Source organism: Staphylococcus sp. GDY8P54P (genome assembly GCF_017892645.1).
GTDB classification, from domain to species: domain Bacteria; phylum Bacillota; class Bacilli; order Staphylococcales; family Staphylococcaceae; genus Staphylococcus; species Staphylococcus ureilyticus.
In genome coordinates this window covers 25,946-49,023 of sequence record NZ_JAESLN010000029.1, presented here as the reverse complement: position 1 = coordinate 49,023, position 23,078 = coordinate 25,946, and the positions used below count along the sequence as shown (strand labels likewise).

The 23,078-nt window shown below is 32.1% G+C and carries 21 protein-coding genes; 18 read left to right on the top strand and 3 right to left on the bottom strand.

Features of this window, described 5'->3' with window-relative positions:
* Positions 1-226 precede the first annotated feature (226 nt).
* Entirely contained in the window at positions 227-973 is a 747-nt protein-coding gene (gene tarA, locus KA883_RS09865) for an N-acetylglucosaminyldiphosphoundecaprenol N-acetyl-beta-D-mannosaminyltransferase TarA (protein ID WP_046207317.1), read from the top strand.
* A 157-nt stretch (positions 974-1,130) separates the two neighbouring features.
* Here the strand turns inward: tarA and tagH are convergent, their stop codons facing one another.
* Positions 1,131-1,925 (bottom strand): teichoic acids export ABC transporter ATP-binding subunit TagH, encoded by a 795-nt coding sequence (tagH, locus tag KA883_RS09860; RefSeq protein WP_046207318.1) that lies wholly within the window; start codon positions 1,923-1,925, stop codon positions 1,131-1,133.
* 365 nt (positions 1,926-2,290) lie between these two features.
* Here tagH and KA883_RS09855 point away from each other — a divergent pair, with 365 nt between their 5' ends.
* From KA883_RS09855 to tagD, 4 genes are all read left to right on the top strand, one after another.
* Positions 2,291-3,091: an ABC transporter permease gene (locus KA883_RS09855; protein ID WP_046207319.1), complete on the top strand. Its 801-nt coding sequence runs from the start codon at positions 2,291-2,293 to the stop codon at positions 3,089-3,091.
* 129 nt (positions 3,092-3,220) lie between these two features.
* Positions 3,221-4,312: a teichoic acid glycerol-phosphate primase TarB gene (gene tarB / locus KA883_RS09850; RefSeq protein WP_046207320.1), complete on the top strand. Its 1,092-nt coding sequence runs from the start codon at positions 3,221-3,223 to the stop codon at positions 4,310-4,312.
* Complete coding sequence (locus KA883_RS09845; protein WP_046207321.1) at positions 4,309-5,367, top strand: glycosyltransferase family 2 protein; 1,059 nt, start codon at positions 4,309-4,311, stop codon at positions 5,365-5,367. The genes tarB and KA883_RS09845 overlap by 4 nt, the downstream gene beginning before the upstream one ends.
* A 91-nt stretch (positions 5,368-5,458) precedes the next feature.
* A complete protein-coding gene (gene tagD, locus KA883_RS09840) occupies positions 5,459-5,857 on the top strand; it encodes a glycerol-3-phosphate cytidylyltransferase (RefSeq protein WP_019468395.1) in 399 nt (132 codons plus the stop codon).
* Positions 5,858-6,059: 202 nt separating this feature from the next.
* Here tagD and pbp4 read toward each other — a convergent pair whose 3' ends face one another.
* On the bottom strand, positions 6,060-7,352 hold the full coding sequence (gene pbp4, locus KA883_RS09835; protein ID WP_046207322.1) for a penicillin-binding protein PBP4: 1,293 nt from the start codon (positions 7,350-7,352) through the stop codon (positions 6,060-6,062).
* A gap of 241 nt (positions 7,353-7,593) precedes the next feature.
* Here pbp4 and KA883_RS09830 point away from each other — a divergent pair, with 241 nt between their 5' ends.
* From KA883_RS09830 to KA883_RS09775, 12 genes are all read left to right on the top strand, one after another.
* Positions 7,594-9,312 carry an ABC transporter ATP-binding protein gene (locus KA883_RS09830; RefSeq protein WP_046207323.1) on the top strand — a complete coding sequence of 573 codons (1,719 nt, stop codon included), beginning with the start codon at positions 7,594-7,596 and terminating at the stop codon, positions 9,310-9,312.
* Between the two features lie 338 nt (positions 9,313-9,650).
* The gene (locus tag KA883_RS09825) at positions 9,651-10,880 is read left to right on the top strand and encodes a NupC/NupG family nucleoside CNT transporter (protein ID WP_046207324.1); all 1,230 of its coding nucleotides are present in this window, start codon (positions 9,651-9,653) and stop codon (positions 10,878-10,880) included.
* Positions 10,881-11,529: 649 nt separating this feature from the next.
* Positions 11,530-12,366, top strand: coding sequence for a YitT family protein (locus tag KA883_RS09820; protein ID WP_046207325.1), 837 nt, complete (start codon positions 11,530-11,532; stop codon positions 12,364-12,366).
* A 313-nt stretch (positions 12,367-12,679) separates the two neighbouring features.
* Complete coding sequence (locus KA883_RS09815; RefSeq protein ID WP_046207326.1) at positions 12,680-13,483, top strand: ABC transporter ATP-binding protein; 804 nt, start codon at positions 12,680-12,682, stop codon at positions 13,481-13,483.
* Between the two features lie 8 nt (positions 13,484-13,491).
* A complete protein-coding gene (locus KA883_RS09810) occupies positions 13,492-14,493 on the top strand; it encodes a FecCD family ABC transporter permease (protein WP_046207327.1) in 1,002 nt (333 codons plus the stop codon).
* On the top strand, positions 14,490-15,506 hold the full coding sequence (locus tag KA883_RS09805) for a FecCD family ABC transporter permease (RefSeq protein WP_046207328.1): 1,017 nt from the start codon (positions 14,490-14,492) through the stop codon (positions 15,504-15,506). The genes KA883_RS09810 and KA883_RS09805 overlap by 4 nt, the downstream gene beginning before the upstream one ends.
* Before the next feature lie 239 nt (positions 15,507-15,745).
* Positions 15,746-16,714 (top strand): dihydroxyacetone kinase subunit DhaK, encoded by a 969-nt coding sequence (gene dhaK, locus KA883_RS09800; protein ID WP_046207329.1) that lies wholly within the window; start codon positions 15,746-15,748, stop codon positions 16,712-16,714.
* Positions 16,715-16,745: 31 nt separating this feature from the next.
* A complete protein-coding gene (dhaL, locus tag KA883_RS09795; RefSeq protein WP_046207330.1) occupies positions 16,746-17,321 on the top strand; it encodes a dihydroxyacetone kinase subunit DhaL in 576 nt (191 codons plus the stop codon).
* Between the two features lies 1 nt (position 17,322).
* Positions 17,323-17,688, top strand: coding sequence for a dihydroxyacetone kinase phosphoryl donor subunit DhaM (gene dhaM, locus KA883_RS09790; protein WP_046207331.1), 366 nt, complete (start codon positions 17,323-17,325; stop codon positions 17,686-17,688).
* A gap of 179 nt (positions 17,689-17,867) precedes the next feature.
* Positions 17,868-18,368 (top strand): hypothetical protein, encoded by a 501-nt coding sequence (locus KA883_RS09785; RefSeq protein WP_046207332.1) that lies wholly within the window; start codon positions 17,868-17,870, stop codon positions 18,366-18,368.
* A gap of 536 nt (positions 18,369-18,904) precedes the next feature.
* Complete coding sequence (locus KA883_RS09780) at positions 18,905-19,972, top strand: YkvI family membrane protein (protein WP_210139968.1); 1,068 nt, start codon at positions 18,905-18,907, stop codon at positions 19,970-19,972.
* A 147-nt stretch (positions 19,973-20,119) separates the two neighbouring features.
* Positions 20,120-21,151: an alpha/beta hydrolase gene (locus KA883_RS09775; protein ID WP_210139967.1), complete on the top strand. Its 1,032-nt coding sequence runs from the start codon at positions 20,120-20,122 to the stop codon at positions 21,149-21,151.
* 369 nt (positions 21,152-21,520) lie between these two features.
* Here the strand turns inward: KA883_RS09775 and KA883_RS09770 are convergent, their stop codons facing one another.
* Positions 21,521-22,027, bottom strand: coding sequence for a GNAT family N-acetyltransferase (locus KA883_RS09770; protein ID WP_046207335.1), 507 nt, complete (start codon positions 22,025-22,027; stop codon positions 21,521-21,523).
* 121 nt (positions 22,028-22,148) lie between these two features.
* Between KA883_RS09770 and KA883_RS09765 the strand changes: the two genes are divergently transcribed.
* The gene (locus tag KA883_RS09765) at positions 22,149-23,066 is read left to right on the top strand and encodes an NAD-dependent epimerase/dehydratase family protein (protein ID WP_046207336.1); all 918 of its coding nucleotides are present in this window, start codon (positions 22,149-22,151) and stop codon (positions 23,064-23,066) included.
* The last annotated feature ends 12 nt before the right edge of the window (positions 23,067-23,078 follow it).

Here is a 23,078-nt window from a genome sequence, read left to right as displayed (position 1 = left end):
TTAATATTTTACGAGATACGATAATAATCAAACAGTATCTCACATATAATAGTATAAAGTAAGATCATCCATAAATCATTTGGACTTTTGATGTATATTATATTTTAAAGCGGTTTGACCTAGGTTTTATTAATATTGTAATATATGCGAGAGTAACAGTATTCATATTACAAGTAATGTATTATAGGGTAACGAGAAAAAGAATTGAGTTAGGAGATAACCAATTATGACAAGAGCTAATAAATTAGAAAAGGTAAACGTATTATCTGTTTTATTCGATAATGTAACTCTGACAGAAATGCGTGACCGTATAAAGCTTTTTTTTGAATCACAATCTGAAAAGAATTTATTTATTGTAACTGCTAATCCTGAAATAGTTGACTTTTCTACTGAAAATGAAGCATATCGTAAGTTAATTAACAAAGCAGACTATGTCATTCCTGATGGTACAGGTGTAGTTATGGCTTCAAAACTGCTTAAAACCCCTTTGAAAGAACGTGTTCCAGGTATAGAATTAATGGAAGCATGTTTGAAAATTGCTAATGCTAATTATCAAAAAGTCTTTTTATTAGGTGCAAAAGATGAGGTTGTCGTTCAAGCTGTGAAGAAATTAAGTGAAAAATACCCTAATATTCATTTTGATTATCACCATGGCTATTTTAATTTAGAAGATGAAACGGTATTGAAACACGTGAGTTCATTTAATCCAGATTATGTTTTCGTTGGTATGGGTTATCCTAAGCAAGAACAATGGATTGAACGTCATGATCATTATTTTAAACAGACATTACTAATGGGTGTAGGCGGATCTATTGAAGTTTTTAGTGGAACGAAAAAAAGAGCGCCCAAAATATTTCGTAAATTAAATATCGAATGGATTTATCGTTTTATCATTGATTGGAAACGGTTTGGTAGAATGAAAGCCATACCGAAGTTTGTATTTAAAGTGATTAAGCAAAAAGCAAAGCAATAAAAAATCGGCTATAGCATTGTTAAGCTATAGCCGATTTTTTTACTACAATGACTTTGATATATTTAGCAAATATAAGTTTATTTTAGTTATGATTTATTTATTAAAATTGTCATGCAATTGTGCAGTCGTTATCTATGATATTTAACAGTCAATAAAATTATTTCACTTCAAATCTTGAGTTATCCAATTTACTTCTAAAGGCTTTTTGTTCCTCTTTGGAATATTTTTTAAAACCGTTTAAGAATTTTTCATATTCGGGTAAAACCTCGTCTAGTTCACCGAATTTTTTTAATTTACCAGCTTCTATCCACGCGATTTTAGTACAAAATTCACGCACTTGTTTCATATTATGGCTTACGAAGAAAATAGTTTTACCTTGCTTTTTATACTCGTAAATTTTATCTAAACATTTTTGTGCAAAAGTTTGGTCTCCAACTGATAATGCTTCGTCAATGACAAGAATGTCTGGATTTGTCGTGATATTAATTGAGAAACCTAACTTGGCTCGCATACCACTAGAATATTTTTTAACAGGTTGATAAATGAATTCTCCTAGTTCACTGAATTCAATAATATCAGGTGTTAAGGCTTTAATCTGTTTTCTTGTGAATCCCATGCATAACATTTTAAATTCTATGTTTTCAATACCTGTTAACTGTCCATTTAAACCAGCATTAATTGCAATCACACTAACTTCACCGTGGCGATTCACATCTCCAGCAGTAGGGGATAGGGAACCACCAATAATATTACTAAGCGTAGATTTACCTGACCCATTGATGCCTACAAGGCCTATAACATCACCTTCGTATGCTGTTAATGACAAATCATTCAGCGCATAAAATGTCTTGTTTTTATTAAAAGGGACTAAGGCATCTTTTAAACGCTCTTTATTATTGCGATAGATGCGGTATTCTTTAGTTACATGTTCAATGTTAACCGATACATTCATAATTTTACCTTCCTTATTTGCAGATAGTATATAGTATATTATATTATATATGAGTTGTTAAATTTATTAACCTATTGTAAAGTAAGTGAGTACAAATTTTAAGATAACGTTCTTATACAATTGTTAAAGTTTACTGAATTTAAGTTATAAAATCAACTAAAATGAGGTTATTTTAGCTTCGTTGTTTTTCTATTATACAACAATCATATGAGGAAGCACATCCGCTTTTATTACATAAAATATTTAATTTACCCAATTAAATATAGGTTGTTAAGATGAATAACAAAGCGTATATTAGATTTGAATGTAGACTTTTTATAGCATAATTATGATTAGCAAATTGATTGAAAGTGTGGTTTATTTAAATGAGTGCAGTGTGGGTAGTCTTAAAAGAGCATTTTAAAAATTTCTATCTAATTCAAAGGTTAGCACAATTCCAAGTTAAAATTACTAACACCAATAATTACCTTGGTATGGCTTGGGAATTAATTAATCCAGCAATGCAAATTATGGTTTATTGGTTTGTATTTGGTCTAGGAATTAGAACTAATAATCCAATCGAGGGTGTCCCATTTATTTATTGGTTACTCGTTGGTATTAGTATGTGGTTCTTTGTGAACCAAGGTATTTTGGAAGGTACGAAATCAATCGCAAGTAAATATAACCATGTCGCTAAGATGAATTTTCCGTTATCAATTATACCATCATATATAGTGATGAGTAGGTTCTATGGTCATATCGCACTATTAGTTGCTGTTATTTTATTATGTATGTTAGGTGGTTATTATCCATCTATTTTTACATTACAATTATTTTTATATGTACCATTTGCATTAATTTTTACTACAACAGTAGCATTGTTTACTTCTACGTTAGGTGTATTAGTAAAAGATACTCAACCAGCAATTCAAGCATTGATGAGAATGGTATTCTTTGCTTCATCTATTTTAATTGTACCGCCAGAAGGTATTGTTAAAGATGTTATGCAACTGAATCCAATTTATTATCTTGCTGAGGCGTATCGTGCATCGGTTCTATATAACGAATGGTATTTTGTTACACATTGGGAATTAACATTTTACAACTTCTTTATCATTGTGTTTTTATTTGTCATAGGATCTATATTGCATATGCGTTATAGAGATCATTTTGCAGACTTTATGTAATTGAATTCAGACAAAGACGATTTATATTTAATCCTTTGGTGGCTTAAAAGTCATTAAAGGATTTTTCTATAATTTTAAATATAAAATAGCTATAATAAAAGAGAATAAATAATTACCGGCGGTGGAAATTTGAGACAGTTAATAAAAAAACTTTATATGACAATCATTAGTTTTTTAAATTTGATATATATAAAGAAAAAAATAGATCATCATCATATTGTCGTCATGATGACATTTGCTGAAGATGTACTTCCAATCATCGAAGCATTAAATCGAAAATCTTATGAAGTGACAGTGATTGCCAAGGAAAGTAATAGAAAATATGTTGAACAATTAGATAATGTGACATTTATACCTGCGGGCAATAAAAAAGTCTTTAAACATATAAAGGCCTTGAGTACGGCAAAAATTATTGTGATAGATACATATTATTTATTGTTTGGCGGTTTCAAAAAGAAATCGCAACAGACAATCATTCAAACTTGGCACGCAGTTGGTGCACTGAAAAATTTTGGACTTACTGACCACCAAGTAGATTTAAATAATAAAAAAATGGTGAACCAATATAAAAATGTTTATCGCGCTACTGATAAATATTTAGTAGGGGGCGAACCAATGGTGAATTGTTTTAAATCCGCGTTTGGTGCGAAAGATGATCAATTTTTAAGAACTGGATTGCCTCGTCTTGTTCCATATGTAAATTTAGATATCAAACAAAAGCAGCAAGCATTAAAGTTACAATATGGTATCAATGATAAATTAGCGCTTTATGTGCCAACGTATCGCGAGCATCACCAAGCCAATCAGATTATTGATAAGGCGCGTTTTGAAACAGCATTACCTTCATACACATTGATGAGTAAGTTACATCCATCACTACCTCAAGATGAGCAACACAATATTAGTCTACAATCGCTTATGGTTATGGCGGACGTTATCATCACAGATTATAGCTCATTAGCAATAGAAGCAAGTTTGTTAAATAAGCCGACGCTTTTTTATGTCTATGATGAAGCAAATTATGAAAAAGTACGGGGGCTAAATTCATATTATTATGAAATTCCGGAATTTTACAAAGCATATAGCGAAGAAGACATCGTTCATATACTTCAAACACATGCAAGTGCATTAATGCCATTGTTCAAAAATTGGCATGACTATAATGTTCCAAATAGCTTAACTCAGGTTATAAATCATATAGAGAAAATGGTGAAAACATGAAAATATCAATTATCATACCTGTCTATAATGCAGCAAATACACTTCAAAGAGCAATAAGCTCGGTGGATACAAAGCAAGATTATGAAATTATTTGTATCAATGATGGATCAACAGATGAAAGTAAACAAGTTTTAGAAAGACTACAAAAAGCATACAAAAACATTCGTATTATTAATCAAGCAAATCAAGGTGCAGCTGTGAGCAGAAATAATGCATTGGAGTATGTTACTGGTGATGCTTTTATGTTTTTAGATGCAGACGATGAATTTTTGCCAAATAGTATCGATGCTATGGCAGATTACTTTCAACAGGATGAACATGTAGATATTGTACTAGGACAAATTGGAAGACTAAATAAAGGTGCATGGCAAAGTTTTTATACACACCAACCCATACAAAAATTTGATAAAGTGAATTTAGCACAATGTCCTGAAATGATGCAATCTATTGGTCCAGGAGGCAAGTTATTTAGTGCGACATTCAAAGATTTACGCTTCGATGAAGATGTAGTGTTTTGTGAAGAGCATACATTTATGATATCAGCTTATAAGAAAGCTCGAGATGTGCAATTATTACCTTTTATTGTGTATGGTTATCATGAAGAAAAAGGGTCGGTGACAGATCAAAGAGCAGATCGCTTTGTAAATTATATGAGCGATGCGATTAAAGTAAGACATAGAGTGATGCACACATTGTTATTAAGAGAAGAACGGATTTATTACAGTTATCGTATGGATGAACTCATTGTCAGTTACTTGTTGCAAGCATTTCTCACAAATAATAAAAAATTAACAGAATCATTTTTAGATGTTGTAACGTCTTATATGTATAATATGCAAGAAGCAGATTATTCAGGAGAAGCAATGTTTAGAATAATTAGGGTTGTTGAACAATGTGGAAAAAATTGGAATAAAGCGTTATATAAAAAATGGCGAGAAGCATTACTTAATGTAGGCATTGGTAGACCGAATTATTACCGTTTTCAAATGGAAGTGTTACCGAAACGTGTAAAATTCAGAGGTAAAATGAAATTAAAACAAATATTAAAAAAATGAATTTTGGGTATAGTTCGTAAACTTCAAATCAGTGTGCTATACTTTTAAAAAATGTAAATTTTAATTAAATTTTGTTAAGGAGTATGAGCGTATGAAACGTGTTATTACTTATGGAACGTATGATTTATTACATTATGGTCACATTGAATTATTAAGAAGAGCTAGAGAAATGGGCGATTATTTAGTAGTTGCACTATCTACAGATGAATTTAATCGCATTAAAAATAAAAAGTCTTATTATAATTATGAACAACGAAAGATGATGCTAGAGTCTATTCGTTATGTTGATCTTGTAATCCCTGAAAGTGGCTGGGGACAAAAAGAAATCGACGTCGATCGCTATGAAATAGATACTTTTGTAATGGGGCACGACTGGGAAGGTGAATTTGACTTCTTGAAAGATAAATGTGAAGTGATTTACCTTAACCGTACAGAAGGTATTTCTACTACTAAAATCAAGAAAGAACTTTATGGTGATGCTGAAAAATAAATCAGCAGTCATTTGTTGATATTGAATTATAATTTTAATAAATCATATGTTAAATAAATATATTAAGTGAGGCTGGGACATCGTAATGTCTCAGCCTCAACTTGTTTTGTCATCGAACAATCAAGCTCTGAAAAACCCCGAGAAGATTTCTAAGTTAAAGCATCTTTTCGGGGTATCATTTTGGCATTAATAATTCATGACTTTATTTATGATTTTTTCTGTTTTTGAAAGTTTCGATAATAAGATAAATAATAATTGCGATTGCAGCTATGATTAATATCGTACCTAATAAAGTGAGGATCGGATGTTCATCCCACGTCGTTTTCACAACTGTCGTAGTTTGATGCAGAATTGGTTTGCTTACTTTAACAGTTGGTGGGCCGTATTTATCGGAAATAAATTTTCGATCATATTCAATATGCAATTTACCATCTTCAATTACATAGTTATAATCATTTTTATCGAAATCATTTGGAAGTACATCGTATAAGTCTTTTTCTACATAATATGTTTTTCCATTAATTTTGTGATTGCCTTTTGAAATAATTTTTTTATATTTATATTGATCAAAAGACATATTCATTAAGGCATTGCCCATCATATTACGTTGTTTCTCGCCACCTAAGTTGTCGTAGTTACCAGCACCCATTATTGTTTGATTAATTCTAAATTTATCTCTTTTTGTAGTGATAGTGTGATTGTAATCTGCAATATCACTAGAGCCAGTTTTTAAACCATCTGTCCCCTCTAAACTCATATCCGCACCCTCTAAAGAGTGATTGAATGTGTAATATGTAACACCGTGTTGCGTTGGAGCTAATTGTTTAGTGAAATAAATGATTTTTGGTGTATCTTGAATGGTACGTTGAGCTAAAATTGCAAAATCTTTAGCTGTTGATGTATTATTCTCTTCATTTTTATATTTTTTTGGTGCAAAGTCTTTTAATTGTTTATTTTCAGCACCTGTTGGATTAACAAAATGTGTATCTTTCATACCTATTGATTTTGCTTTTTTGTTCATTTCATCTGTAAAATCTGAAAGGTTTCCAGATACTTCTTGACCTAATATAAGCGCTGCGGCATTACTTGAATTTGAAACAGTGATTTGGAGTAACTCTTTAATCGTGTAAGTCTCTCCAGGATAAAGCTTGGTATTACTTAATTCAGGCAAGGTAGACATGCTGTAATGTTTGTCTGTGATTTTAACTTTATCATCTAAAGATAAATCCCCACGATTAACGGCTTCGAGTGTTAAATACATGGTCATCAATTTGCTCATCGAAGCGGGATACCAATCTTTATCAGCGTTATATTGGTAAAGAATTTGACCGGTTTGGGCAATATTTATTGCACCTTCAGGTTGATAATTATCAGTAACATTATAACCATATTGATTTGCCGCCTGTGTAGGTGTGACTGTTTCAGCGTTGGCAAAAGGTGTTATAATTGAACCGACGAAGAGTACAGTTACAATTGCCAGAATTAACTTTCTCATAATTACATTCCCTCTTAATATGTTCTGTTTTATTGCAATAGAGGTATTTTAGCATATTGTATGTAGTTTATAAAATATTAAACAGAAGAATATTTTTTATAACTAATTTATTGAAAATTATTGTGTAAAACATGATAAAATAAATTGAAATTAATTTAACTTAATACTTTAAAATTAATCTGCTCAAAATTAATGTAAGTAAGAGGTAATTTAAAATATTTTTAGAAGAGGTAATTTAGATATGAATCAAGAGAATCCATTATTCTACTTATTTAAAAAATTATCATGGCCTGTTGGACTGATTATCATAGCTGTTTTAATTTCTTCATTAGGTAGTATTACAGGACTAGTAGTTCCTTTTTTTACAGGTAAGCTCGTAGATAAATTTTCTTTTGAAAATATTAATTGGATGTTTATCATAGCATTTATTTCTATATTTATTATGAATGCGTTGCTTAGCGGTATAGGACTGTATTTATTGAGTAAAATTGGTGAGAAAATCATTTATGCAATTCGATCCGTTTTATGGAAACACATCATTCACTTAAAAATGCCCTTTTTTGATAAAAATGAAAGTGGACAATTGATGAGTCGTTTGACAGACGATACAAAAGTAATCAATGAATTTATTTCACAAAAATTGCCCAACTTATTGCCTTCAGTATTGACTATTATCGGCTCTTTAATAATGTTATTTGTGATGGATTGGCAAATGACTTTGCTGACTTTTATCACGATACCTATATTTGTATTAATTATGATTCCATTAGGTAAAATTATGCAAAATATTTCTAAAAAAACACAGGCAGAGATTGCGAATTTCAGTGGCTTACTAGGTCGTGTATTAACAGAAATGCGCTTAGTTAAAGTTTCACGTACTGAAAAAATTGAGTTAAATAATGCTCATAAGAATTTACAAGAAATATACTTTTTAGGACTAAAGCAAGCTAAGATTACAGCTATTATACAACCTATATCTGGTGTAATTATGCTTTTAACGATTGCAGTTATCTTAGGTTTTGGTGCAATTCGAATTTCTACTGGAGCAATCACAGCAGGAACCTTAATTGCAATGATTTTTTATGTTATTCAACTTACGCAACCTATCATTAATTTATCAACTTTGGTTACAGATTATAAAAAGGCTGTAGGGGCAAGTAGTCGTATATATGAAATCATGGAAGAACCTACTGAAGTTTTTGAAATAGAACAAGCAAAACCAATGATTGATGGTAATTTAACATTTGAAAATGTACATTTTAAATACGGTAATAAACCAATTCTTACAAATGTGAGTTTTGATATACCATCTGGTAGTATTACTGCTTTTGTAGGACCTTCTGGTTCAGGTAAGAGTACAATTTTCAATATTATTGAACGAATGTATGACATAGAACAAGGTGATATCACTTATGGCGACCAATCGATTTATGATATAGATCTAGGTCATTGGCGTGAGAAAATAGGTTATGTCATGCAATCTAATTCAATGATGAATGGCTCAATCAGAGACAACATTTTATATGGCATTAATCGTGAAGTCTCAAACGATGAATTAATTTACTATGCAAAATTAGCAAATTGTCACGAATTTATTATAGCGTTTGAAGATGGATATGAAACAATTGTTGGCGAGCGAGGTTTGAAATTGTCAGGTGGCCAACGTCAACGTATAGATATTGCCAGAAGTTTTGTTAAAAATCCAGATATCTTATTATTGGATGAGGCAACCGCTAACTTAGACAGCGAAAGTGAGCGAAAGATTCAAGATGCTTTAGAAGAATTGATGGAAAACAGAACAACAATCGTGATTGCCCACAGACTATCTACAATTAAAAAAGCTGAACAAATTATTTTTATTGATAACGGTAGTGTGACAGGCATAGGCACTCATCAGGATTTGATTGGTAATCATGAAAAATATCAACAATTTGTTCATACACAAAATTTAACGAAGTAATATTGAAAACACGTATGATTGGATGCTGGATAAATATATTTTTTGACTATAAACGAACCATAAAATTTTTATTTTATATAATGTACATACATGGTATAATTATTGTGAATTCATAAGTGACAATCATTTGGGGAATGATAGATTTTTATCAAGAATGAAATTAAATAAATGGATTACAAAATTTAAGATGAGTATATTCGCTGCTATATAATTAAAATTGATAATTAACTTAATGAGCGAGAGCAGATATACTCATCTTAATAATTCTTATACATAATCGAGTGTTGCTTTTAAATATTCAAGTAGTTATTTATTCAATAAGAAATGGTGGGTGTATGATGTTTTTACTTATTAATATTATTGGGTTAATTGTGTTTTTAGGTATTGCTGTACTTTTTTCCAGAAAGAAATCAGATATCCAGTGGAAATCTATTGGCATTTTAGTCGTAATCAACTTATTCTTAGCATGGTTCTTTATGTATTTCCCTTGGGGGAAGTCAGCGGTTCAATTATTGGCAAATGGTATATCATGGGTTATTGAGTCTGCACATGTAGGTACGGGATTTGCTTTTGCCAGTTGGACAAATACAGAAATGATGGATATGGCTGTGAGTGCGCTATTTCCAATTCTATTAGTAGTACCACTTTTTGATATTTTGATGTATTTTAATATTTTACCCAAAGTTATAGGTGGTATTGGTTGGGCTTTAGCTAAAATTACACGTCAGCCAAAATTCGAATCTTTCTTTGGTATAGAAATGATGTTTTTAGGTAATACAGAAGCATTAGCAGTTTCAAATGAACAATTGAAACGCATGAAAGAAACACGTGTGTTAACAGTGGCAATGATGTCCATGAGTTCGATATCTGGTGCAATTGTTGGCGCGTATGTATCGATGATACCAGGTGACTTAGTGCTAACTGCTATTCCATTAAATATCATTAATGCAATTATAGTTTCTTCTATTTTAAATCCTGTTTCTGTGGAAGAAAAAGAAGATATTATTTATAGTATCCGTAATGAAGAAATTGAAAAACAGCCGTTTTTCTCATTTTTAGGAGATTCAGTATTAAATGCAGGTAAATTGATTTTAATCATCATTGCTTTTGTTATCAGTTTTGTTGCACTTTCTGATTTAATTGACCGTTTTATTAATTTAATCACAGGTATTATCGGTGGTTGGGCTGGTATAAAAGGAAGTTTTGGCCTAGATCAAATTCTCGGTACTTTTATGTATCCATTTGCTTTATTACTAGGATTACCGTTTGATGAGGCATGGATAGTGGCACAACAAATGGCGAAAAAAATTGTGACAAACGAATTTGTGGTGATGGGTCAAATTAAAGATGTTATTGATTCATACTCACCACACAGACGTGCAGTTATTGCAACATTTTTAGTATCGTTTGCGAACTTCTCAACAATAGGGATGATTATTGGAACATTGAAAGGTATTGTAGATAAGAAAACATCTGATTTTGTTTCGCAATATGTTCCAATGATGTTGCTTGCAGGAATTTTAGTATCGTTAATGACAGCTGGATTTGTTGGTTTGTTTGCTTGGTAATGATTGGTTGTAAGTGAATGACTCACTTAAAGATGATATATGTCGAAATAATTGTCTAGGTCTATCAATCATGTAAGAAAATTAAATACAGTGAATTTATAATCGATCGTCTTGAAGTAAAAGTTGTATTAATTACTTAGTTGATATCAATAGACGGTAAAAAAAGGAGCGTGAGAAATCAATTGATTATTGATGTCAATAACGCTCCTTTTTTATATTAATGCTTGTTCGTATATGTATTATGATGATTTTAAAATAAAAAATAAAGCCAAGTAATTGACGTGAGGAGACACATGCAATATTACTTGGCTTTTACGGGAAATGAATTAATTGTATATTAATAGTAAGGACTAGGTACTAAAAATATACTCGAGCAAAAATTGTTTTGTATGTTACTATAAACAACACAAAGGAGATGGCTTCTTATTGGCAATCAATAAGAAGATAAATTTTATTATAGCAAAGGAAAGTGTATAAGTAAACCGAAAATTCAGAATTTTTGAACTTTTAAAAGTGTAATAAAAAGAAATCTTATAATATCAAGGTTTTACAAGTAAGTGATTCAGAATTTTTTTCAAATATTGTTGTGGTATGTTCGATAGTTTGCTAATATTCAATTGATTGAAGTTAATATGAGGGGGTCATGTGGGTGAATAAAACAGTACGAGATTTGTTATTCGTTATAATTGGGTCATTTATATTTTCAGCAGGCGTTAATACTTTTATCATATCTGCTGATTTAGGCGAGGGAGGCGTGACCGGTATAGCTATCGTACTTTATTATGCCTTTCACATATCTCCTGGTGTAACAAACTTTGTATTTAATGCAGTACTTATCGCTATAGGTTACAAGTTTCTGAGTAAGAGAAGTATGTATTTAACGATAATAGCGACAATATTAATCTCACTATTTTTAGAACTAACAGTGAGTTGGAAAATTGAGACAGGTAATATTTTAGTTAATGCAGTATTTGGTGGCATGTCTGTAGGTCTAGGTATTGGTATTATCGTACTTGCTGGAGGGACAACTGCAGGAACAACGATTTTAGCTAGAATTGCTAATAAATATTTAGATGTTAGTACACCTTATGCACTGTTGTTCTTTGATTTAATTGTTGTTGCAATTTCATTAACAGTAATTCCTGTTCCGAGTGCGTTGGTTACAGTAATCTCACTTTATATCGGTACAAAAGTAATGGATTATGTCATAGAAGGTTTAAATACGAAAAAAGCAATGACGATTATTTCTAGTAAACCGGATGAAATAGCTAAAGTGATTGATGAACAGGTAGGACGTGGGTTGACAATTTTAAATGGGAGAGGCTATTTCTCTAAACAAGAAAAAGACATATTGTATGTTGTTATTACTAAAACGCAAGTTAGTAAAGCGAAACGTTTAATCAAACGCATTGATAACGAAGCATTCTTAGTGATTCATGATGTTCGTGATGTTTATGGTAATGGTTTCTTAATTGATGAACATTAAAAATGAAAAAATGCTAATTAAAACCTTGGTGTATGGATTAGATCCTACATCAAGGTTTTAATTTGAGTATCGCTACAATAATCCGATAACTAAGAATTTTCTTATATTGCTAAAAAAACTGTATGGCAATTTAAAATATATTCATAAACCATACATTTTGCTTGCTATCATAAAACATTTATTAGTCATCATATCTAAAAAATGATATAATATCATCTGTGATAATGATTATCATTTAAAGGACAAATTAGATTAAAAATGACATAGATATAGATTGTTTTTGGTACATTTTGTATTAGGAAGAAGGGAAATTATGACTCGATTAGAAGGAGAACAAGTTACGATAGGTTATGGGGATAATGTTATTGTAGATAATTTAGATGTTCATATTCCGACTGGTAAAATCACATCTATTATAGGACCCAATGGTTGTGGAAAGTCTACATTACTAAAAGCATTGTCACGTCTTTTACCAATTAAAGATGGTGAAATTAAATTAGATGGTGAAAATCTGCATACACAATCAACAAAAGAAGTTGCCAAAAAAATTGCGATTTTACCACAATCACCAGAAGTGGCCGATGGACTTACGGTTGGAGAGCTTGTTTCTTATGGTCGCTTTCCACATCAAAAAGGATTTGGGAGACTTTCTGCGGAAGATAAAAAGGAAATTGATTGGGCCATGAATGTAACAGGTACTTATGAATTCCGATTACGTTCTATCAACGATTTGAGTGGTGGTCAACGTCAAAGGGTATGGATTGCGATGGCATTGGCTCAAAGAACGGATATTATTTTCTTGGATGAGCCTACAACATATTTAGATATTTCACATCAATTAGAAATTTTAGAATTAATCACCCAATTAAATCAAGAACAAGGTTGTACTATTATTATGGTGTTGCATGATATTAATCAAGCAGTTCGATTCTCAGATCATCTGATTACGATGAAACAAGGAGACATTGTTGCTGCTGGAGGTACAGAAGATGTTTTAACCAAAGAAAACTTAGAAAAAGTATTCAATATAGATGTAGAGATTAGTACAGACCCTAGAACAGGGAAACCTATGCTAGTTACCTATGATTTATGTAGAAAAAGCTATTCAGAAATTTAGGTGTAATCATGGCTACGCAAAAAAAGGGAAAATTAAGCTTCACAACAACATTAATAATTAGTTTGGTTCTATTAGTCATTGCTTTGACGGTATCAATATTGATTGGAGATGCTAAAATTCACATTTCTACAATATTTGATGCGATATTTAATTATGATAATAAGAATCAACAACATAATATTATTAGTGAAATACGGATACCAAGAGATATAGGAGCAATGCTTGTAGGTGTAGCATTAGCGACTTCAGGTGCAGTCATTCAAGGCGTTACTAAAAATGGTTTAGCAGATCCGAGTTTAATCGGATTAAATTCAGGCGCTTCATTTATGTTAGCGCTAACTTTTGCATTTTATCCAACAGCACCATTTATAGTGCTTATGATTGCAGGATTTATCGGAGCAATCATGGGTGGATTTATTGTATTGATGATTGGTAGGTCAAGAAGTGATGGCTTTAATCCGATGAGAATTATACTGGCCGGAGCTGCCGTAAGTGCTTTGCTAACAGCCTTGAGTCAAGGTGTAGCGTTATTGTTTAGATTAAATCAAAGTTTAACGTTTTGGAGCGCTGGTGGAGTTTCTGGTACGACTTGGGGGCAGCTTGTTTGGGCAGCACCATTTATTATTATTGCATTAGTTATCATTATTGCGATGAGTAAACATCTAACTATTTTAAATTTAGGTGAAACTTTAGCAATTGGATTGGGACAAAATGTTGCTTTAACACGTGCAATTGCTTTGATTATATCCATGGTTATGGCAGGTATTGCCGTAGCAATGGTGGGTCAAATAGCATTTGTAGGACTAATGGTTCCACATATTGTACGTTATTTAGTTGGTACAGACTACGCTCGTGTTCTGCCATTAACTGCTGTTATTGGCGGGTTATTGCTACTCGTTGCTGATACGGTAGCGCGCATGTTAGGTGAAGCTCCAGTAGGTGCAATCATTTCATTTATTGGCGTACCTTACTTCTTGTATTTGGTTAAACGAGGAGGACGCTTTTCATGATAGACCCAAAATTAAGATATAAACAGTTCATTACCATGATTATTCTTATAATATTGGTGGTATTCGCATGTGCTTGGAGTATGACTTCAGGTGAATATAAGATGTCTATAGGTACTTTTTTTAAAACGCTTATAGGTCAAGGTGAATATACCGACACACTTATACTTATGGAATTTAGATTTCCGAGAATGGTTATTACTATTTTAGCTGGTGCTGCTTTAGCAATGAGCGGAGCTATCATACAAAGTGTAACTAAAAACCCTTTAGCGGAACCTGGTATTTTAGGTATAAATGCAGGAAGTGGGTTTGCTATAGCACTATTTATTGTAGTTGGTCAAGTGAATGCAGATAATTTTGTATATGTATTACCAATTATAAGTATGATCGGTGGTATACTGACTGCGCTAGTTATTTTTTCATTTAGTTATAATAAAGGAGAAGGTATCACACCAGCAAGTATGGTGTTAGTAGGCGTGGGTATGGCTACTGCTTTAAGTGGTGGGTCCTTGACGTTAATGTCAACATTTGACGAAGATCAATCAGAGTTTATTGCTTCATGGCTTGCGGGTAATATTTGGGGCGATGAATGGGCGTTTGTAATTGCCTTTTTACCTTGGGTCATTGTACTGATACCGTTTTTATTATTAAAAGCGAATGTTTTAAATTTATTAAATACGCATCAACATATTGCTCAAGGTGTAGGTGTGAAAATTGGTAGAGAACGAATTGTATTATTGTTAATAGCAGTAGTTCTGTCGTCAGCTGCAGTATCCGTGGCAGGAGCTATTGGTTTTATAGGTTTGTTAGGTCCACATATTGCTAAATCAATTGTTGGTCCGAGACATCAAATGTTTCTACCAATTTCCATATTTATTGGTGCCTTTTTACTTGTGTTGGCAGACACTGTCGGACAAGTGATATTACAGCCTTCTGGTATGCCAGCTGGTATTGTTGTATCAATCATAGGCGCACCTTATTTTTTATATTTAATGTATAAAACAAAATCAGTTTAAATATGAAAATAGAAATCATTAAATGTTTGTGTGTAATAAATAAGTATGCAATAAAATTTCGTTATAACTAGATAGTCATTTAAGAAAAACTTTACAGATGGGCGGGTTTTAGAATCAATTTTGAAAAAGATTGATTGAGAACCCGCTCTTTTTTTTAAATAAACCCTTTGAGTTGTTAGCGTTTACATTTGTGTGTAGGGTATACTATAAGTGAATAGTGAAAACAGGAGGTCCTCAATATGAAAAAGCTCATTAAAGATAAAACACAATTTTTACCAGATATGTTAGATGGTCTTTCGATTTCAAATAAAAATGTCGAAGTAATTGCTGATACGGTGGTTGTACGTAAACATAAAAAAGAAAAAGGCGTAGCTATTGTATCTGGTGGTGGCAGTGGTCATGAGCCAGCACATGCAGGTTACGTAGCGCAAGGTATGTTAGATGCTGCAGTGTGTGGTGAGGTATTTACATCTCCAACGCCAGATAAAATTTTAAGTGCGATTAAAGCTGTGGACAATGGAGATGGTGTACTGCTTGTTGTTAAAAACTATGCAGGTGATGTCATGAATTTTGAAATGGCACAAGAAATGGCAGAAATGGAAGATATCCAAGTAGAAACCGTTGTGGTCAAAGACGATGTTGCTGTTAGTGATAAAGCACAACGTAGAGGCGTTGCTGGAACAGTATTTGTGCATAAAATAGCTGGATATTTAGCAGAAAACGGAGCCTCACTATCGCAAATTAAAGAAAAATTAAATGAATTATTACCAACTATCAAATCAATAGGTATGGCTTTAACGCCACCATTGGTTCCAACAACAGGTCAATATGGCTTTGATATAGATGATGGATCTATGGAGATTGGTATCGGCATACATGGTGAAAAAGGTCTCTCACGCCAAAAAGTTGAAAGTGTAGATTTAGTCGTTGAACGATTGATTGCCGAACTATTGAAAGAGATAGATGATGAACGACTTATTGTGATGATAAACGGTATGGGAGCTACACCTTTATCTGAACTAAATATTGCAACAAAATACGTGGCACAACAACTCGAAGATAAACAAAAAGATGTGAAATTATGGTTAGTTGGAGACTATATGACTTCATTAGATATGGAAGGTTTATCAATAACATTTTTACCATATACGGAACAAGTTTATGAAGCATTGATTGCACCGACAAGTAGCCCGTACTTTAATGCTTAAATAAAAAATATAGGTTAGGAAGTGAAGCGGAATGAATGTGTCAGAGTTAAAAGAGAGATTGCTTAATTTAGTTGATGTCTTTGAAGAGAAAGAATCATTATTAACAGAATTAGATAGAGCAATTGGTGACGGTGATCATGGCGTAAATATGTTAAGAGGGTTTAAAGCCTTGCCCGAACAGCTAGATGATAGCTCTGTGTCTACATTATTAAAATCTACTGGTATGGCTTTAATGTCTAATATTGGTGGTGCTTCTGGTCCACTTTATGGATTTAGTTTTGTGAAAATGTCTCAAGTTGTTGGTGATGAAATTGATAAAGAGAATTTAAAAACAATGCTTAACACATTTTCGGAGGCAGTTGCGCAACGTGGGAAAGTAGTGTTAAATGAAAAGACAATGTATGACGTTATTGAACGTACCAACAAAGCGATAAATAATGGTGAAACTTTATCATTTGAAGATTTACAATCTTTTGCAGAAGCAACTAAGGATATAGAAGCAACGAAAGGTAGAGCAGCCTATTTTAAAGAAGCGTCAAAAGGGCATGTGGACCCGGGTGCACAAAGCAGTGTATATATTTTAAACGCATTAATAGGAGCTGATTAATATGACACAAATTATTATTGTAAGCCATAGTAAAGAGATAGCAGATGGTACAAAAGCTTTGGTAAATCAAATGGTAGGAGAGAATATTAAGATTACTGCACAAGGTGGTGTGCATGGTGAAATTGGCACATCATATGATGATATCCAAACAATGGTGAATCAAGTAGATGACGACGCATTATGTTTTTATGACATAGGTTCTGCTGAAATGAATACAGATTTAGCGATTGAGATGTATGAGGGAGAGCATCGTTTAGAAAAAATAGATGCCCCGATTGTTGAAGGTACTTTTACTGCAGCAGTAAATCTTTCTGTAGGAAAAACGATAGATGAAGTGTTAGATGAATTGAATACGAAATTTGGCTAAGTCAACGTATTAATCAATGATCTCTTTCAAGTAGTTATAATGATATATATAGCGTATGTCGTTCTAACTGCTTCAATTAACTTGACAAAAATATTCTTTTTTATATGAATATATAATTAAGATATGGTAAAATGAGACTTAACTGTTAAAGAAATCTGGATATCTAGGAGGACATTGCAATGAAAGAATTGATACAAAAGCATGTCTTAAACGGCGAATTTGAATCAGTATACCGTCTTATGTCCCAGACAGATTTTATGGAATTTGAAGAAGCTTATATCTCAAGCGCTCATGAAGTGGAAAGTATCATGTTTTATACGTGTATTTTAGATATGATGAAAACTGAAGAAACAGCAGAAATGCATGACTTAGCTTTTCTACTACTCGTTTATCCATTAAGTGAACTACAAGGTGCTTTAGATTCTGCATATTATCATGCAGAGTCATCCATAAAACTTACTGACGGCAAAGAAGTAAAAAGCTTATTACAGATGTTGTTATTACATGCAGTTCCTGAACCAGTCATTTCTGATAAAAAAGCATTAGAGATTTCTCGTCAAATACTTAAACTAGATCCAACAAATAGCGTTGCGCGTAATGTACTAAAAGAAACAGCAAAACGTTTAGATAATGTTGTCGTTGATTTCAATGAACTTAATCGTTTTAAAAATGCACATTAACTTGAGTAAGTGACAGTTAAATCATAGAATAGTGTTTAATTCTGATGTGAAAACAATTGTATATGAAAATGACTTTTTGAGGCTGAGACAAATTGATTGTCTCAGCCTTTTTCATGAGCATAGTTCAGATATTTATTTTAAATCAGTAAAGTTTCTGCTCCGTTTTCTTTGTTTTATTGTTATAACATTAATAAAAATAAGACTTAAATTTATTTTTTATATTTGTTTGGTACATTAGATGATGATGCAATGAAAATTTTTTCAAAAAATTTTTCATTATAATTTTTGAATTATTATGAAATTTAGAAATGTATAAATTTGCAAAAAGTTATTGGAATTTATTCATATTTATAGTGTATCTTGGAATTGACGATTTATTTTTAAAAGATAAAATGAATGATTAAAAAGAAATATATTGCTTAACTATTATGTTTAATTTTAATGAATTGTGCAAATCTTAATTTTCTCATGTTGCAAATTACAGTCAGTACGTTATAATTACAAAATGTGTTAACTATGAGGAGGTTATTTATCACATGGGGTTGAATAAAGAAGCTATAAAAATTGGTTTCGCTTATGTCGGTATCGTAGTAGGTGCTGGCTTTTCAACAGGACAGGAAGTTATGCAATTCTTCTCGCCATATGGCTTATGGTCATATATTGGTGTTTTACTTTCTGGGCTAATTTTAGGATTTATTGGTAGACAAGTTGCGAAAATTGGTACTGCGTTTGACGCACAAAACCATGAATCAACTTTGGACTACTTATTTGGAAATGCGTTCAGTAAAATCGTAGATTACTTACTAATCTTTTTCTTATTTGGTATTTCAGTTACTATGATTGCTGGAGCAGGATCAACATTTCAAGAAAGTTTCGGTGTACCAACGTGGTTAGGTGCATTGATAATGGTAATTGCAATATATATCACACTATTGATGGACTTTAATAAAATCGTACGAGCTTTAGGTATTGTTACGCCATTTTTAATTATATTAGTAGTTATTATTGCTGCTTACTATCTTTTCAATGGTAGTATTTCATTAGGTAAAGTTAACGAAACTGTACCAAGTGACAGCTTATGGTTAGGTATACTTAAAGGTATTAACTATGGTGGTCTTGCATTTGCGGTAGGATTCAGTACTATTGTCGCTATAGGCGGCGATGCTTCAAGACGTCGTGTTTCAGGCGCTGGTGCGCTATTTGGTGGTATTATTTATACCGTGTTATTAGCGTTAATTAACTTTGCATTACAGTCTGAATTTCCAAAAATCAAAGATGCAGATATTCCGATGTTAACATTAGCAAATGCAATTAATCCTTGGATAGCACTAGTGTTATCAGTAATTATGTTAGCAGTAATGTATAATACAATTCTTGGTTTAATGTATTCATTTGCAGCGAGATTTACAGAACCGTATAGTAAAAAATATCATATCTTTATCATAGTTATGGTATTTGTGGCTTATGGTTTAAGCTTTGTAGGTTTCGCAGGTTTAATCAACTATTTATATCCAATAATGGGATATGTTGGTCTTATTGTTGTTATTGGAGTACTTATTAAGTATTACAGTAGAAAACGACAAAACAAGAAATTTATTGCTTAACTTTTAAAAGTGAAAAATTGTAAATTGATATATGATATAACTCAGCTTGCTAACGTATGCAAGCTGAGTTTTTTAGTTTATTATCCTTGTAATACTATTGTGAATTTATTTATTATGGTACAATGCTTCCGAAAGGAAAGGTAATCTATGAAGAAAAAACATAAATGGACCCTTATCACAACGTTTATCATAGTCACGGTTGTAGTAGTTATGGCAGTACTTTTAAAACTACAGTATGATAGACAAAACTCGAGTAGAGTAAACGAAAAAGTTCAAATTAATAATAAAAATGTGAATGCTTTTACAAATATCACATATGGAAAAGGGGCACCCAATAGTCGACTTGATATATTAACGCCAAATGAATTAGATCAAGATAACAAACTTCCAGTCATTTTTTGGATGCATGGCGGAGGATTTATTGCGGGAGATAAACAATATAAAAACCCATTATTATCTAAAATTGCTGAACAAGGATATATTGTGGTGAATATTAATTATGCACTTGCACCAGATTTTAAATATCCTACCCAGTTACAACAGATTGATCAAGCGGTAAGTTTTATTAAGAGAAATAAACATGAGTTACCAATTGATTTCAATCAAGTTATTTTTGGCGGTGATTCCGCAGGTGCGCAGTTATCAAGCCAATATACAGCAATACAAACGAATAAATCTTTAAGAGAGGATATGAACTTTAAGCAACAATTTGAAGCAGATCAGCTTAAAGCAGCTATCTTTTTTGGTGGCTTTTATGACATGAAGACAGTTAGAGCGACAGAATTCGCAAGAATTCAGCTCTTTATGGAAAGCTATACTGGAAAACGAGATTGGGAACAACAATTTAAGTATATAAGTGAGATGTCTACCATCAATCAAGTTACAGAAGATTATCCGCCAACATTTTTATCAGTGGGCGATGCCGACCCATTTTATAGTCAGAATATTGAATTCTATAAAAAATTAAAGTCAACAGACGTACCGGTGGATACATTATTTTATGACGGTTCTCATAAATTGAGACATCAGTATCAATTTCATATGGAATTGCCAGAATCACAGCAAAATATGAAAGACGTCTTAAGGTTTTTAAGCAGAAATACAACTTCTTCAGGCGTTGAAACGGAATATAAATCTGAAGAAGCGAATCCAAATGGAGTTGAATTAAACCCATATTAGATATCGATGATGTAACTATGTTTGATTTAAATAACATCAATGTTTTAAGGAAATTAAAAAACACTTTCGTTGAATGCAAATGAGATGTATTCATACGGAAGTGTTTTTTTAATAATAATGTATAGACTCGATTTAACTTAGTCGTTCTTTTGACTAAACGATTGAAATTGAAATAGAAGGATATACAGAACATATGGAAGTGATAATATAAAGGTGTAAGCAAGCTAGGTTTGGTTGGTATCATATACACTTCAATAATGGTTTAATTGTTAAAATATAGATGAAGACGAAGTTGTCATTTGGATATTTATCCAAAAACGATTAAACTGCAAATAAGGAACTATTTACTAATTTATTACATTAAAATCATTAAATTAGTAATTTTGCCATGATATATTTATTATAATATCGATGATCAATAAACAATTTATCTTTAAGTTCTCCTTCGACTTGATAGTTTGCACTTTTAAATAAATCAACAGCGGTCGTATTTTCGGGAACTACTTCAACTTCAATACGGTGAATGTCATGGTTTAAGCACCAAGCTTCTATGGAATTAATTAATGATTGTCCTAATCCTTTTTCACGATAATGCCTTATAACTCCCATAGAAAAGTGTGCTTCATGTCGTGTACGTTCGAAACTTTCGGTAGTGACAATTGCAAATCCTACGAGTTCGCCATTGTTTTCTGCAATATAAATTGCATTAGAAGGAGAAGTTATATAATGTTCTAAGGTTGCAATAGCATCCGTATTAGAGGGCGCATACTCACCAGGATTGTATATCAAATAATCAGATTCATCATAGATTGTACTTAATAGTTTTATAAAAGGTTCTATATCGTTGATACCAATTTCTCGAATTTGATGAACCATATATGTCCACTCCTCATTTCTAATTTTTATAACTCAGTTATAGTATAACTTAACATCATTAACATGAATTTACTAGGGAATATTTAAAACAAGAAAAATATATGATAAAGGATGTCGTATAATGAAACCAAATATATTGCTTGCGGGTGTTACAGGTTATATAGGAAAATATCTAATTGAATCCATTAAAGATGAAGGAATCTTATATACATTGTCTAAGTATCCAAAAGAAAAAGAATATCAAGAAATTATTTGGCTTGAAAAAGATATTTATAACTATAATGATGTTTTAACTGCTATGGACGGTATAGATATTGCAATATTTTATTTAGATCCAACCAAGCATTCTGCTAAGCTGACGCATGCAACTGCTAGAGATATCAATTTGATAGCTGCAGATAATTTTGGGAGAGCTGCTGCCAAACAAGGTGTGAGTAAGATAATATATATTAGTGGTAGTCGCTTCGATGTTGAAACGAAGCAGCGTTTATCAGCATACGGTACTGAAGTAGAAGAAACGACGGCAGAAGTCGCCCGCCCTCACGTAGCAGTTGAGTTACAGACTTCGAAATATGATGATGTCAGAAGTGCGTTAAGTATACAACTACCGATGAATTGGACATTAAGCCAAATGGTAACATATTATTTTAAGTGGCTAGATGAAACGAAAGGAACATTGTTGCATACAGCAAAACAAGGGGATAATTTCATTGTGTACATGAAAAACAAACGCAAACCTATACTAGTACTACGCAAAGAGAACACTGAAAAAGACATCATTACGTTGCATCTTGTGAGTGGTAGAATTGTAAAACCTAATTTAAAAAAGCAAGGGAAATTAGAATTTCGCAAATTAAAAGACACACAACAAGTCATCGTTCATTTGTTTGATTATATTCCTAAATTAACTTGGCCTGTTTATTACTTAATGCAATCACCTTTCCAAGATTTAATGATGCGAGGATTTGAAATTGATTGCCGCATTAAACATTACCAAGGTCGAATTAACTCCGGGGAAAATATAAAATATACAAAATAATTGAGGTGAGCT

Excerpts from the sequence above, each read along its gene's own strand:
- tarA (WP_046207317.1), top strand. The coding sequence starts at position 227 with ATGACAAGAGCTAATAAATTAGAAAAGGTAAACGTATTATCTGTTTTA.
- tagH (WP_046207318.1), bottom strand. The coding sequence starts at position 1,925 with ATGAATGTATCGGTTAACATTGAACATGTAACTAAAGAATACCGCATC.
- KA883_RS09855 (WP_046207319.1), top strand. The coding sequence starts at position 2,291 with ATGAGTGCAGTGTGGGTAGTCTTAAAAGAGCATTTTAAAAATTTCTAT.
- KA883_RS09845 (WP_046207321.1), top strand. The coding sequence starts at position 4,309 with ATGAAAATATCAATTATCATACCTGTCTATAATGCAGCAAATACACTT.
- tagD (WP_019468395.1), top strand. The coding sequence starts at position 5,459 with ATGAAACGTGTTATTACTTATGGAACGTATGATTTATTACATTATGGT.
- pbp4 (WP_046207322.1), bottom strand. The coding sequence starts at position 7,352 with ATGAGAAAGTTAATTCTGGCAATTGTAACTGTACTCTTCGTCGGTTCA.
- KA883_RS09830 (WP_046207323.1), top strand. The coding sequence starts at position 7,594 with ATGAATCAAGAGAATCCATTATTCTACTTATTTAAAAAATTATCATGG.
- KA883_RS09825 (WP_046207324.1), top strand. The coding sequence starts at position 9,651 with ATGTTTTTACTTATTAATATTATTGGGTTAATTGTGTTTTTAGGTATT.
- KA883_RS09815 (WP_046207326.1), top strand. The coding sequence starts at position 12,680 with ATGACTCGATTAGAAGGAGAACAAGTTACGATAGGTTATGGGGATAAT.
- KA883_RS09810 (WP_046207327.1), top strand. The coding sequence starts at position 13,492 with ATGGCTACGCAAAAAAAGGGAAAATTAAGCTTCACAACAACATTAATA.
- KA883_RS09805 (WP_046207328.1), top strand. The coding sequence starts at position 14,490 with ATGATAGACCCAAAATTAAGATATAAACAGTTCATTACCATGATTATT.
- dhaK (WP_046207329.1), top strand. The coding sequence starts at position 15,746 with ATGAAAAAGCTCATTAAAGATAAAACACAATTTTTACCAGATATGTTA.
- dhaL (WP_046207330.1), top strand. The coding sequence starts at position 16,746 with ATGAATGTGTCAGAGTTAAAAGAGAGATTGCTTAATTTAGTTGATGTC.
- dhaM (WP_046207331.1), top strand. The coding sequence starts at position 17,323 with ATGACACAAATTATTATTGTAAGCCATAGTAAAGAGATAGCAGATGGT.
- KA883_RS09785 (WP_046207332.1), top strand. The coding sequence starts at position 17,868 with ATGAAAGAATTGATACAAAAGCATGTCTTAAACGGCGAATTTGAATCA.
- KA883_RS09780 (WP_210139968.1), top strand. The coding sequence starts at position 18,905 with ATGGGGTTGAATAAAGAAGCTATAAAAATTGGTTTCGCTTATGTCGGT.
- KA883_RS09775 (WP_210139967.1), top strand. The coding sequence starts at position 20,120 with ATGAAGAAAAAACATAAATGGACCCTTATCACAACGTTTATCATAGTC.
- KA883_RS09770 (WP_046207335.1), bottom strand. The coding sequence starts at position 22,027 with ATGGTTCATCAAATTCGAGAAATTGGTATCAACGATATAGAACCTTTT.
- KA883_RS09765 (WP_046207336.1), top strand. The coding sequence starts at position 22,149 with ATGAAACCAAATATATTGCTTGCGGGTGTTACAGGTTATATAGGAAAA.